The 14,051-nt window shown below is 34.8% G+C and carries 12 protein-coding genes and 1 tRNA gene; 12 read left to right on the top strand and 1 reads right to left on the bottom strand.

Annotated elements, in window-relative coordinates; translation table 11 throughout:
* The first annotated feature begins 57 nt into the window (after positions 1-57).
* From ACE83Q_RS04595 to accA, 10 genes are all read left to right on the top strand, one after another.
* Positions 58-2,712, top strand: coding sequence for a cation-translocating P-type ATPase (locus ACE83Q_RS04595; RefSeq protein ID WP_409021562.1), 2,655 nt, complete (start codon positions 58-60; stop codon positions 2,710-2,712).
* 15 nt (positions 2,713-2,727) lie between these two features.
* Positions 2,728-3,168: a hypothetical protein gene (locus ACE83Q_RS04590; RefSeq protein WP_409021561.1), complete on the top strand. Its 441-nt coding sequence runs from the start codon at positions 2,728-2,730 to the stop codon at positions 3,166-3,168.
* 98 nt (positions 3,169-3,266) lie between these two features.
* Positions 3,267-5,441 (top strand): Tex family protein, encoded by a 2,175-nt coding sequence (locus ACE83Q_RS04585; protein WP_409021560.1) that lies wholly within the window; start codon positions 3,267-3,269, stop codon positions 5,439-5,441.
* A 1-nt stretch (position 5,442) separates the two neighbouring features.
* A complete protein-coding gene (locus ACE83Q_RS04580; RefSeq protein ID WP_409021559.1) occupies positions 5,443-5,895 on the top strand; it encodes a SprT family protein in 453 nt (150 codons plus the stop codon).
* A gap of 59 nt (positions 5,896-5,954) precedes the next feature.
* Positions 5,955-6,039, top strand: a tRNA-Leu gene (locus tag ACE83Q_RS04575).
* Between the two features lie 179 nt (positions 6,040-6,218).
* On the top strand, positions 6,219-7,205 hold the full coding sequence (locus tag ACE83Q_RS04570) for a beta-ketoacyl-ACP synthase III (protein ID WP_409022815.1): 987 nt from the start codon (positions 6,219-6,221) through the stop codon (positions 7,203-7,205).
* Positions 7,206-7,220: 15 nt separating this feature from the next.
* A complete protein-coding gene (locus ACE83Q_RS04565; RefSeq protein WP_409021558.1) occupies positions 7,221-7,607 on the top strand; it encodes an acetyl-CoA carboxylase biotin carboxyl carrier protein in 387 nt (128 codons plus the stop codon).
* Between the two features lie 9 nt (positions 7,608-7,616).
* Positions 7,617-8,906, top strand: a complete 1,290-nt coding sequence (locus tag ACE83Q_RS04560) for an acetyl/propionyl/methylcrotonyl-CoA carboxylase subunit alpha (protein ID WP_409021557.1) — start codon at positions 7,617-7,619, stop codon at positions 8,904-8,906.
* A gap of 14 nt (positions 8,907-8,920) precedes the next feature.
* Entirely contained in the window at positions 8,921-9,703 is a 783-nt protein-coding gene (locus ACE83Q_RS04555; RefSeq protein ID WP_409021556.1) for an acetyl-CoA carboxylase carboxyltransferase subunit beta, read from the top strand.
* 13 nt (positions 9,704-9,716) lie between these two features.
* Positions 9,717-10,481: a carboxyltransferase subunit alpha gene (accA, locus tag ACE83Q_RS04550; RefSeq protein ID WP_409021555.1), complete on the top strand. Its 765-nt coding sequence runs from the start codon at positions 9,717-9,719 to the stop codon at positions 10,479-10,481.
* Between the two features lie 53 nt (positions 10,482-10,534).
* Here the strand turns inward: accA and ACE83Q_RS04545 are convergent, their stop codons facing one another.
* The gene (locus ACE83Q_RS04545; protein ID WP_409021554.1) at positions 10,535-11,569 is read right to left on the bottom strand and encodes an LCP family protein; all 1,035 of its coding nucleotides are present in this window, start codon (positions 11,567-11,569) and stop codon (positions 10,535-10,537) included.
* A gap of 428 nt (positions 11,570-11,997) precedes the next feature.
* On the opposite strand from ACE83Q_RS04545, the gene ACE83Q_RS04540 reads away from it, so the two are divergent.
* The gene (locus ACE83Q_RS04540) at positions 11,998-13,281 is read left to right on the top strand and encodes an NlpC/P60 family protein (protein ID WP_409021553.1); all 1,284 of its coding nucleotides are present in this window, start codon (positions 11,998-12,000) and stop codon (positions 13,279-13,281) included.
* Positions 13,282-13,367: 86 nt separating this feature from the next.
* Positions 13,368-14,051 carry a 2,3-bisphosphoglycerate-dependent phosphoglycerate mutase gene (locus ACE83Q_RS04535; RefSeq protein WP_409021552.1) on the top strand — a complete coding sequence of 228 codons (684 nt, stop codon included), beginning with the start codon at positions 13,368-13,370 and terminating at the stop codon, positions 14,049-14,051.

Below are 14,051 nucleotides of genomic sequence, written 5' to 3'. Positions count from 1 at the left end.
TGCAACATACATAGGTCTTTTTTTGTATTTTGTGAAACTATTATAAGGAGGATTACTATGACAAAAAGGATTTACGCACAATCAGTTGACGAAGTTTTAGCAGGTCAAAAGACAGATTTGGCAGGGCTAACAACCCAAGAGGTTAAAGAAAGAACAGATAAGTATGGATTGAATCAGTTGTCAGAAGGTAAACGTAAAACGATATTACAAAAATTCTTTGATCAGTTTAAAGATTTCATGATAATCGTTTTAATTGTGGCTGCTTTAATTGCGGCCTCATCAGGTGAAGTTGTGGACGCAATTATCATCATGTTAGTTGTTGTTTTAAACGCTGTATTCGGCGTTTTTCAAGAATCTAAGGCCGAAGAGGCAATTAATGCGTTAAAAGAAATGTCGACACCTAACGCAAATGTAAAACGAAATGGGCAAATTGAAACTGTAAAAAGTGAAAATTTAGTGCCTGGTGACATTGTTCTACTTGAAGCAGGTGATGTTATTCCAGCTGATTTACGTTTAACACAGATTGCTTCACTTAAAATTGAAGAATCTGCTTTAACTGGTGAATCAGTACCTGTTGATAAAAGTTTAAATTTATTAAATGATGAAGATGCCGGCATTGGCGATCGTCATAATATGGCGTTTATGAATAGTAATGTAACTTATGGGCGTGGTGAAGGAATCGTTGTTGGAACAGGGATGAACACTGAAGTTGGACGTATTGCAGGAATGCTCAATTCTGCCGATGAAATGAAAACACCACTACAAGATAATCTTAACCAATTAGGTAAAACATTAACTATTTTAATATTAATTATTGCCGTTATTGTTTTCTTCGTTGGTCTACAAAATGGAGATAATAGTGTCATTGATATGTTGTTAATTGCGATTTCATTAGCTGTAGCTGCAATTCCAGAAGGATTACCAGCTATTGTTACAATTATTTTGGCACTTGGAACACAAAAGATGGCAAAAAGAAATGCGATTGTTAGAAAATTACCAGCAGTTGAAACACTTGGTAGTACTGACATTATTGCATCAGATAAGACGGGTACATTAACGTTAAATCAAATGACTGTTGAAAAAATATTTATAAACAATGAATTATTAGATGCTGGTAAGGTTGAAACAAACTTAGAAAGTCCACTATATCAAGTGATGTCTTTCAGTAATGATACGAAACAAACGTCTGAGGGTAATTTAATTGGTGATCCAACAGAGACGGCTCTAATTCAGTATCATTTAGATCATGGATTAGATGTGGATGCATTATTAAGCAGTGAACCTCGAGTTGCTGAAGTTCCATTTGATTCAGAACGTAAATTGATGTCAACGATTCAAAAAGTTGAGGATAAATCATTTTTTGTTGCCGTTAAAGGTGCACCTGATCAATTATTAAAACGTGTAACACGTTATATTGAAAACGGTGAAATTAAACCGATAACTGATGCACAGCTAGATTATATTATGACTAATAATCATGATATGGCAACGCAAGCATTACGCGTATTGGCATTCGCGTATCGTGAAATGAACACACTGCCAGAGGTATTAGATTCAGAAACTGTGGAAAATGATTTGATCTTTGCTGGATTAGTTGGAATGATTGATCCAGAGCGACCAGAAGCTGCAGCTGCAGTTAGCGAAGCTAAGAAAGCCGGGATTCGTCCATTAATGATTACAGGTGATCACCGCGATACTGCCGAAGCTATTGCCGTTCGATTAGGAATTGTTGAAGCTGGGCAACATGAAGCAATTATTTCTGGTTCTGAATTAGATGATTTATCAGACTCAGAATTTGAAAACAAGGTTGAACAATATTCCGTATATGCAAGGGTATCGCCTGAACATAAAGTGCGAATTGTTAAAGCATGGCAGAAAAAGAATCAAGTGGTTGCTATGACTGGTGATGGTGTGAACGATGCGCCAGCTTTAAAATCAGCTGATATTGGAATTGGGATGGGTATTACAGGAACCGAAGTATCTAAAGGTGCTTCAGATATGGTTCTCGCTGATGATAATTTTGCGACAATCGTTTTTGCTGTTAAGGAAGGACGAAAAGTCTTTTCTAATATTCAGAAATCAATTCAATATTTACTTTCTGCAAACTTAGGTGAAGTATTAACCTTGTTTGTTATGACAATGATGGGTTGGAGTATTTTGGCGCCAGTGCATATTTTGTGGATTAACTTGGTAACAGATACATTTCCCGCAATTGCACTTGGTGTAGAACCTGCTGAAAAAGGATTGATGGATCAAAAACCACGTGGACGTAAATCAAACTTCTTCTCTGGTGGTGTGATGCCAAGTATTATTTATCAAGGTATCTTAGAAGGGGCTATAACATTATTTGTTTATTGGTTGGCTTTAACGTATCCTGTTCATATGGGTGATAAATTAATTCATGCAGATGCTTTAACAATGGCTTTTGCAACATTGGGATTAATTCAGTTATTCCATGCATTCAATGTTAAATCAATCCATGGGTCAATCTTCAACCGTAATATCTTTAAAAATGTGACGTTTAATTGGTCAATTTTGGCATCATTTGCGTTGCTTGCAGCAACTATTTTAATTCCCGGATTAAATAAAATGTTCCATGTTAGCCATTTGGATATGTATCAATGGGGTATTGTTTTAGCGGGATCATTCTCAATTATTGTGATTGTTGAAATTGTGAAGCTTGGCCAACGATTATTCAGAAAAAATAAATAAAAGGAAGTTTATATCTTGAAAAAAAGAGTTAATGTAAATTATTATATCAACGCGTTAAATGATATTGCGCAAGCAACTGAAGAAATGGGTAATTCTTTAAATGATCATTACGAAGTAATGGAAAAAGCCATTACTGCAAGTGACTTTTCTATTGTTTCAGATGATGAATTCACTACTACTAAAGAAAAATTTGTTGAAGGTACAGCAAGTTACCAAGAAAATTTGAGTAAATTAGATGATTTACAAGTACCAATCCCTGTTTTGGGGAAACACAAAAAATTAATTAGTGGTTACCGTACCTTTGTTGAAGGTTGCGATGAGATGACAAGTAGTATTAATGTTGAGAAACACCTTGTTGAGGTTGATATATTTAAAGCTTCAGAAGAAAAACAAGACCAAGGAATGACTCAAACAACTGATATGATGCAACGTATCATGCAACAAATTTTGGGTTAAATTTAATTAAAGAGATTGATATTAGGAATGGTTGTACTTGACGCCTATTATTAGTCTCTTTTTTATGAACAAAAAATATTCGAATTGAGGTCGTTATCATGGAAAAAAATATTATGCCGTTAGTATTAAAGGAGCTAAATCAGTATCGAGAAAAACAAGTCAACGCCGTTTTAGGGATGCTTGATGAGGGAAACACCGTGCCATTTATTGCACGATATCGAAAAGAAAGAACAGATAGTTTAGATGAGGTTCAAATTCGTGAGATTGAGACGACTTATAAACATGTTGAGAGTTTGGAAAAACGTAAAGCAGAAGTTATCCACATAATTGAAGAACAAGGTAATTTAACAGAAGATTTAAAAAATAAAATAAGTTTAGCAAAAAAATTGCAACAGATTGAAGATTATTATTTACCATTTAAACAAAAACGTCGTACTAAGGCCACTATTGCCAAAGAGGTTGGATTAGAACCATTTGCCAAATGGTTGTTGACATTCCCCCAAACAGCAGCTGAAATTAATCAGAAAGCAAGCACATTTATTAATGTTGATGCTGAAATTTTAACTGAAGAAGACGTTTTTGCTGGGGTACATGAAATTTTAGCTGAAGCATTTGGTGAAAGTGCCGAATATCGTGAGTGGATTCGTAAAGTAACACAAAAAGATAGTTTGTTTGAAGCAAAAGTTAAAGCTGAAGAAAAAGATGAAAAAGGTATTTATCGCGATTATTATGAGTTTAGTGAATCTTTAAAATCAGTTGTTCCTCATCGTGTACTGGCAATTAATCGTGGTGAAAAAGAGGGAATCTTAAAAGCTTCCATTGTTGTACCAGAACAAGCAATTATGACATTTATGCATTTTAGAATTATTGGGAAAAATAGTGGTGACGCTGTATCAATCGTTGAAGATGCATATCAAGATAGTTATAAACGCTTTATTAAGCCATCAATTGAGCGTGAAATTCGTAAAGGGATGACAGAGGTTGCTGAAGAACAAGCTATTAATGTATTTGGGGATAACTTATACCATTTACTTATGCAAGCACCACTAAAAGGGAAAGTTGTTTTAGGCTTTGATCCAGCTTATCGAACAGGATGTAAGTTAGCTATTGTGGATGGAACTGGGAAATTTTTAGATAAATTGGTAATTTATCCACATAAACCTGCAAATGGCGAAAAACGTGCTGCAGCTGCTGGACAATTTAAACAGTTCCTTGAAAAATATCAAGTTGAAATGATTGCAATTGGGAATGGAACCGCAAGTCGAGAATCTGAACAATTTGTTTCAGATATTTTAAAAGAAATCGAACGGCCAATTTTTTATGTCATTGTAAATGAGGCTGGAGCTTCAGTTTATTCAGCCAGTCAAGCAGCTCGTGATGAATTCCCAGAACTTCACGTTGAAGAACGCTCTGCTATTAGTATTGGGCGTAGATTACAAGATCCTTTGGCAGAATTAATTAAGATAGATCCTAAATCTGTTGGTGTCGGTCAGTATCAGCATGATGTTGCTGAAAAAAAATTGGATGCGCAATTAGATGTCGTGATTGAAGATGCTGTGAATAAAGTAGGGGTTAATTTAAACACAGCAAGTTCAGAGTTATTAACAAAAATTTCCGGATTAAATTTAACAATTGCTAAAAATGTTGTTATTTATCGTGATGAAAATGGTAAATTTACAAAGCGTCAACAACTTAAGAAGGTGCCCCGCTTAGGACCAAAAGCTTATGAACAAGCAATTGGATTTTTACGTATTGTTTCTGGGGATAACATTTTAGATAATACAGATATTCATCCTGAAAGTTATCCACTAACAAAGATTTTGTTGAAAGAATTGGGGATAAAAATAACTAATTTGGGTAAAACTGAGACTAACGACCAATTAGCACATACAAATGCTGAAGAATTGGCGAAAGTTGTGGATAGTGGTGTGGAAACCGTAGCGGATATTCTAGCTAGTTTACAAAAACCAGGCCGTGATTTACGCGATGATATGCCAGCGCCGTTACTACGACACGATGTGTTAACAATTGAGGACTTAGAACCAGGTATGTCATTACAAGGAACTGTTCGGAATGTAATTGATTTTGGTGCGTTTGTAGATATTGGTGTTAAACAAGATGGACTTGTCCACATTTCACAATTAACAGATAAGTTCGTTAAGAAACCAAGTGAAGTAGTTGCAGTTGGGGACATAGTTACGGTCTGGGTGATGGAAGTCGATTTAAAACGTAATCGTGTTCAATTAACAATGAAACGACCAACGGATAAATAATATGACTGATTTTGAATTAACAGTTTTAGTTCAAAACTTGTCCACAACTTTTTTTAAGCAACCATTTATCCACAAGGTAACATTTAATAAAAGATTACGAACGACGGGTGGGCGGTATCGATTAAATGACCATAATATTGAAATTAATCCTAAAATGCTGACGGAACATGATGAGGATATTTTAATTGGTGTTATCAAGCATGAATTATGCCATTATCATTTGCATATTGCTAAAAAGGGTTATCAACATCGTGATCGTGATTTCAAACAGCTACTGGCGATAGTTGGTGGTAGCCGGTTCGCTCCACTTAGTCCGAAAAAGGCTAAAAAGAAAAGAGTTATTCACTATCAATGCTCTAATTGTGGACAAGAGTATCAACGGCAAAGAAAAATCAACCTATCACGCTATGTATGTTCAAAGTGTCAAAGTAAGTTAATTTTAATGGAATATTAATTTATTTTAAATGGGACTTGTAACAAGGAACAATTTTTGCTACAATTGTGATTGTTCTTGCGAGTATGGCGGAATTGGCAGACGCGTCAGACTAAGGATCTGGTGGGATAATATCCCGTGATGGTTCGAATCCATTTACTCGCATAATAGTTTTACTTAAAAGCACTCGACCTTATTACTATGGGGTTTAGTGCTTTTTTTAATGAAAGATAGCCCTATTGGCGTATTATGAAATTAAAGAATTATTAAGCGTTAATTAATTGGGTGTTATAATTTTGCGATTATTGATAAAATGTAATGAATTAAACTTAACGACTGGGAGAATGGGTAAATTGAATAATTATGTCAAAATAAAAAATATGGCGCATTTTGTGCCGGAACGAATTGTGACAAATAATGAATTAGCTAAATTTATGCCAACCTCGGATGAATGGATAGTGGCACATACTGGGATTAAAACACGACACTATGCAATTGATGAAAATACATCAGATTTGAGTACGAAAGTAGCAAATGAACTTTTGCGTAAATCAGGATACGATGCATCAGATATTGATTTAATTATCATTTCTACAATTTCGCCAGATGCTTTAACACCATCGACAGCTGCAATTGTTCAAGGAAATATTGGCGCAATGAACGCATTTGCTTTCGATATTAGCGCTGCTTGTGCGGGATTTATATTTGCGATGAGCACCGCAGAAAAATTTTTACGTACAGGGCAATACCAACGGGCAATTGTGATTAGTGCAGAAGTTAACTCAAAAATGATGGATTTTAAGGATCGAACAAGCGCTGTATTTTTTGGAGACGGTGCGGGTGGTGCTCTTCTTGAAGTCTCGAATAAGTCAGCTGATGAAAGTTTTATTGCTGAAAAAATAGAAACAAATGGGCAAAAAAAGGATGTTATTCATAGTGGACGTATTGAACCATTAAGCGATATTAGTGAAGATAATTATCCAACAATAGATGCATTTTTCCAAGAGGGACGAGATGTGTTTGAATTTGCTACAACAGTTGTGCCTAATCAGATGAAACAATTACTTAAAGATAATAAGTTAAAAACAAGCGATATCGATTTAGTTGTCTGTCATCAAGCTAATTTAAGAATTATTGAAACAATTGCCGATGAGTTAGAGATGCCAATTGAAAAATTTGCAACAAGTGTTATTCATCACGGAAATACATCTTCAGCCGGGATTCCAATGGCCCTAAATGAAGCAATTCAACAAGGGTTTACGGGTGGTACAGTTTTATTAACCGGATTTGGAGCAGGCTTAGCATATGGAAGTTTACTAATAAAAATTTAAGGTGTGTGCAAATTAATGAAATTTAATGAAATTAATCAATTATTAGATAAAATTGCGACAATGCCATTCTCTCATGTTGAAATTGAAGATGGTGACTTTAAAGTAGTTGTAGATCAAGCAAAACCAGCCGAAAAAATAAAAGTAGTAACAGATATAAAAAAAGATGATAACGACACAATTTTTATCGTTAAAAGCCCACTTGTTGGGTTAGTTCATTTTGATAAAATGGGAACAATTGGGACTAAAATTGTTAAAAAACAGGTCATTGCTCAAATTGAAAGTATGAAATTATACAATGACATCCAATCGCCAGTGACAGGTATCGTACTTGAACAACTAGTAGATGATGGTGAATTAGTCGAATTTGACCAGGAGTTACTTAAAATTAGAATAGATGGATAGGTGAGTCATTTGTTTCGAAAAATTTTAATAGCGAATCGTGGGGAAGTGGCTGAACGAATTATTCGCGCTTGCCAAAAATTAAATATACAAACGGTCGCTATCTATTCAACAGTGGATGCACAAAGTAGATTTGTTGAACTTGCTGATGAAAAAATTTGCATTGGACCAGCCTTAGCAAAAGATTCTTATTTAAATCGCGAGAGTATATTGATGGCAGCGTTAAGTTTAAATGTTGATGCAATTCATCCAGGATACGGGTTTCTATCAGAAGATGCGCATTTTTCACAAATGTGTACGGAATGTGATATTACTTTTATTGGTCCGGAAGTGGCATTAATCCAGCAACTAGCAGATAAAGATAAATCTCGTTTGTTAGCAATTGAAAAAGGGGTACCCGTTATTCCTGGATCTGATTTAATTACCTCTAACGAAGAATTGATTGAGCAAGCAAATAAAATAGGATTCCCATTATTGATTAAAGCCTCTCATGGTGGTGGCGGCAAGGGTATCAGAGCAGTTGAAAAAAAATCTGATTTGCTATCTGGCGCTGAGATTGTTCAACAAGAAGCAACGGCGTCTTTTGCAGAAGGTAGTTTTTATCTCGAAAAAAAATTGATAAATGCACGGCACATTGAAGTGCAAATTATCGGTGATGGATACCATGTTCAAGTGTTAGGAAATCGGGATTGTAGTTTGCAGAATCACCGACAAAAAGTGATCGAAGAAAGTCCGTCAGTTGTCTTAACTAGTGATCAACAAAGCCAACTCTACTATTTTACGCGTCAGTTAATCAAAAACTTACATTATGTCGGATTAGGAACCGTAGAATTTTTATTTGCGAATAATCAATTTTATTTTTTAGAAATGAATACACGGTTACAAGTCGAACATGGTGTTACTGAAGAAACTGTTAATATGGATGTTGTTCAACAACAGTTGCTAGTTGCTGAAGGTAAAGAAGTATTAAATAATGATGTAGAAATGAATGGACATGCAATCGAATGTCGATTATCCTTAATTCCAAGTGTGAAAACTAAAATTACACGTTTTGATTTTCCTAAAGATATTCGAATTGAAACGGGTTATCGTGTTGGTGACACTATTTCTGCTTTCTATGACGGACTGTTAGCAAAAATTATTTGTCATGCTGAAACGAGAGAATTAGCTATTTTAAAAATGCAAAACTCACTTGAATTAATTTATATTTCAGGAATTAAAACTAATTTAACGCAATTAAAAATGATTATAAAATCACAAGAATTTATTGAAAATACCATTTCAATTGATAGCAAAATTTAAAGGCGGTGGCGGCAATGAGTCATTATCCAAAGACAAATCAATGGCAAAAGTGCCGAAATTGTGGGACGCATTTACATGAAAGTGAATGGGCACCTTATTTTATTTGTCCTAAATGCCAAACTTATAAACGCTTGACTGCTATGGAGAGAATTGCTATTTTAACAGATGAAAACGGTTTTGAGGTAATTAATGTAGCAAATAAAACAGAAAATAAAGCACAATTTCCAGGTTACTCAGAAAAACTGGAACGTGCTAAGTGTTCAACGACATCTGATGAAGCCGTTATTGTCGGTGAAGGTAGCATTGATCAACAACCATTGATTTTAGCAGTAATGGATAGTTTTTTTATGATGGGATCATTGAATACGACGGCAGGGGCTAGAATTAAGTTAGGGATGCAAGTCGCATTAGATAAACGACTGCCATTTGTAATCGTTACTGCTTCTGGTGGTGCAAGAATGCAAGAGGGAATTTATTCGTTATTACAAATGAATTCGATTCTTTACATGAAACAAAAACTAGATAATGCAGGGTTATTAGTCATGTCCCTATTGACGGATCCAACAATGGGTGGTGTCAGTGCTAGCTTTGCACTAAATAACGATATTGTATTAGCTGAAAAACAAGCTAAAATTGGCTTTGCTGGTGAAAGAGTGATTAAACAGACGACAAATGAAAAGCTACCTGCTAATTTTCAAACAGCAGAAGGTTTATATGAAAATGGATTTGTTGATCAGGTTATTGATCGGAAAAATATAAAGCAGATTCTTAGTCAGCTACTACTATTACACGTGTGAGGAGATATTGAAAATGGACTCAGATTTTTTAAAAAAGGTTCGATCGAATGATAGATTAAGTGCTAAATTTATTATTTCTAGTCTATTTAATGTGTTTTTCGAAAATCATGGTGATCGAGTTGGCGAAGAGGATGCTTCCATTATTGGTGGAATTGGACTTTTTCATAAGCGCCCAGTGACAGTTATTGGTATTAATCGGGGTGTAAATTTAGAGGAACGATTGGCCTATAATTTTGGTGCTGTGAAGCCAAGTGGGTATCGAAAAGCAATGCGATTACTAAATGAAGCTGAAAAATTTAAGCGACCCGTTGTAACGCTAATTAATATGCCTGGTGCAGATGCCAGTGTTAAATCAGAACAGACAGGACAGAGCTATATCATTTCTGAAATGATTTTAAAAATGGGTGCGCTACAAGTACCTAATATTGCAATTTTTTTAGGTGAGGGTCAAAGTGGTGGTGCATTGGCTTTAGCAAATGCAAATGCTATTATGATGGTTGAAAATAGCTTGTTTTCAGTAGCATCTCCGGAAGCCGTTAGTGCTATTTTGAAGAAATCTAATCCAAATGAGATTGAAACAAGTTTGCCAATGACGGCCACTGAGTTATTTAATATTGGATTGATTGACGTGGTATTGCCAGAAACTAATCAGGAAGCAACAATAAGTCTAATGGACAGTAGTTTAAATAGATTGATGAAGAACCTAGCTGCTAAATCATCTAATGAACTTGTTGAGCAAAGAGAAATGAAATATCAAAAATTTTTAGAAAATTGGTAAAAAAGAAACTGACCTCAAATTTTATTGAGGTCAGTTTCTTTTTTTACATCTGTTTATTTAGAGAGTTGTTGTTCTAAACTGGTAAAGGCTTGTGTTGACTTGTTTAAACCTAATTGAGAACGAATAGCATTCGAGACACGTTTCTTTTCAGTCGATGTTGGAACTTCATATGAAAGACCATCAACATCTGTACTTACTCCTTGTAAAAAATCAGAGTGAATTGATTCTGTAGCAGCACTATAGTTTGTTTCTATTGTGAGCATATCATTAAAACTAAGATCAGTTACCATATTGCCATCAATTGTTTTTAATAATTTTTTGTAGTTTGCGAGTGAATTTACAGACTTAGCTTTTCCGGTAATTGCTGTAATAATCTGTTTTTGGCGTTTTTGGCGGCCGTAATCACCTAGCGGATCTGAATGACGCATTCTCGTATAAGCTAAGGCTTGTTTACCGTTTAAATGGATTGTCTCACCTTTTTTATAATGAGTTCCCTCAAGTTTAAATGAGAGTAATGGTTTGACATCAACACCACCAACGGTATCAACAATTTTCTTTAAACCATTCATGTTAATCAACATATAATAATCAATTGGAATATCTAATAAATTTTGAACAGTATTAACAGCAGATGTTGAACCATCTTTGCCACCATAGGTATAGGCACTGTTTATTTTTGAAGAACTTTCATTACTTCCGTCAATTTTAACTTGAGTATCACGAGGAATACTTGTTAAGGTCGTCTTATTTGTTGTTGGATTAACTGTTGCAACGATCATTGTATCCGTGCGTCCTGTGTCACTTCGACCAAGTGCGCCAGTATCGGTCCCCATTAACAGGATTGAAAAAGGTTTTTTCTCACTCAAAATACTGGAAACATTTCTTAATTTTTTTGCTTTGGTTTTCTTGTAAGTTTTTGCGACGGTATCTTCAGTATGTGTGAATACCGAATAGGCATATACGCCGCCAGAAGCAATACCTAAAATCATAATTATCAATAGTGTCCACAGTATTGGATGCTTATTTGTATTGCTTTGAGAACTGCCTTTTATTGGAGATGGCATTCCCAAGTTATTATTTTTAGCCATATTTATTCATACCTTTCATTACATTAATTAAGCTGATTATACGATAAAAAAAGTGATAAAAAGCAAAAATTATTTTTTCTTACGGTATTATTAAATAATTGAAAAAATTTAAAAGAATGAAAGGGGTAACGTTGATTTTTTAAATCGTTTTCAATCAATGAAAAACGACCAATTGTATTACGCTTTTGTCATTTTAATACAGAACGCGTAAATGCTTATTTAACAACAAATAAGAGGATAAAAAGTAATGAAAATAGCCTTTTGTAACATTTGTGTAATCATACTGAAATTAAAAGATGCATATTAAATTCGAATGTAAACTAACCGTAATGGTATGTACCTAAGAACCGTGCTATTCTATTCTAGTCGAGAAAAACGAATAAGCTAAAATTAAATAATAATTATGAAATCAACTAGGAGAGTGCCTTTTGAAAATTAATAGTAAAATCGCTAAAGTAATGATGATGACAGCAACACTTATTGGAATGAGCGCAGTTGCGGAACAAGCTAACGCTTCAGATAGTGTAACTGAATTAACAAGCACAATTACTAAATTAAATAGCAAGAGCACTAAAGTTGCTGCAAAATTAGCAACGATTAATAGTGAAATTACTGCAACTCAAGCTGAAGTTAAGAACGCTAAAGATACAGCCGCAAAACTTGAATCAGATCAATACAAATTAGGTAAGAAAATCAGCCGATTAAATGTTGAAATTTCACAAAGAGATTCACAGTTAGCTGATCAAACACGTGCTTTACAAGTTGATGGAAGTACAGCAAGCATGGTTGAATTTGTTTCAGATTCAAAAAGTGTTGTTGATGCCTTCAAACGTGTCGGAACAGTTACAACATTAGTTGGCGCTGGTCAAAAAGCTGCTAAACAACAAAAAGCTGATAAAGCAGAAGTTAAATCTTCTAAAGTTGAATTAGATGAAAAGGCTGCAGATCAACAAAAAACAGTTAAAGAATACACAAACAAACAAGCTGAACTAGCTGTTAAACAAGCAAACGCAAATACATTAAAAGCACAAATCGATACAAAAAAATCAGATACACAATCATCTATTGATAAAGCAAAAGCAGCAGAAAAAGCCGCTGAAAAAGCAGCAGCAGAAACAAAAGAAGCAAATGAAAAGAACGATGCAGCAGCAGCAGATGCAGCTGCATCAAAAGCAACTGAAGCTGCAAGTACAGATACTACAACTTCAAGTAATAAAGAAGTGAAAAGCTCAAATACTTCAACTTCAAGTGAAAAAGCTGTCACAACTTCAACTACAAGTAGTTCAAGTAAAAAAGCAGTAACAAGTTCAAGTGCAACTTCATCAAGCGCTGTAAGTGCTTCAAGTCTTGATACAAGTAGTATTACTGCTTTAGCAAGATCATTAACAACAAAGAGCATCCCATATGTATGGGGTGGAAAATCATTGAGCGGTTTTGATTGTTCAGGATTTACTAGTTATGTTTATGCTCATGCTGCTGGAAAATCTATTGGTGGCTACACTGTCGCTCAAGAAGGACAAGTTAGCTATGAATCAGTTTCTCAAGCACAACCTGGAGACTTACTCTTCTGGGGATCAAAAGGATCATCATACCACGTTGCTATCTACTTAGGTGGAAGTCAATTTGCTGAAGCACCAACTGAAGGACAAAATGTTAAAATTAGCACAATGAGTGCTTACTGGAAACCAGATTTTGCTGGTCGAGTAAAATAAATAATTAAAAGACTTAAGACAACAATGTTGTTTTAAGTCTTTTTTGTTATAATGAGTATTAATGAAGAGTGAAGAAGGTTTTAATAATGGTTGAATTAGTCATGGTAAGGCATGGTGAGAGTTTAGCAAATCAAAATAATGAATACACTGGTTGGACAGATGTTCCATTAACGGCTAAGGGCATCGCTGAAGCTAGAGTTGCAGGAACAGTTATTCTTAATACAAATATTCAATTTTCGCAGGTCCATACATCTGTCTTAAAACGAGCCATTAAAACGAGCAACATCATGATGGAAGAGATGAATCAACTTTGGATTCCAATACAGAAAAATTGGCGTCTCAATGAACGACATTATGGTGCGTTGCGTGGGTTAAATAAAGATGAAACAAAACGTATCTACGGTGTTAAACAAGTAGCCCAATGGCGCCGTAGCTACACGACTATCCCACCTAGGTTATCTGTACCTGATAATGATAGACGGTACAAGCAACGTGTCAAAAGTAGCTTACCAACATCAGAAAGCTTAGAAATGGCATTTAAACGGATTTTACCTTACTGGCAAGATGTCATTGCCCCAGAGTTAAGACAAGGTAATAACCAGTTGATTGTCGCACATGGCAGTACACTTAGGGTATTGATAAAATATTTAGAAAACATTTCAGATGCAGATATTGATGGTGTTGAGGTTCCGAACGGTGTCCCTATTTGGTATACATTAAATGATGATTTAACAATTAAAAGCAAAAAAATTTTAACACAAAAAAAGTAA

Origin of the sequence: Dellaglioa kimchii (assembly GCF_046115505.1) — a bacterium.
Taxonomy (GTDB): Bacteria; Bacillota; Bacilli; order Lactobacillales; family Lactobacillaceae; genus Dellaglioa; species Dellaglioa kimchii.
The sequence above is the reverse complement of the archived record's forward strand: the minus strand, read 5'-3'. Positions and strand labels throughout refer to the sequence as shown.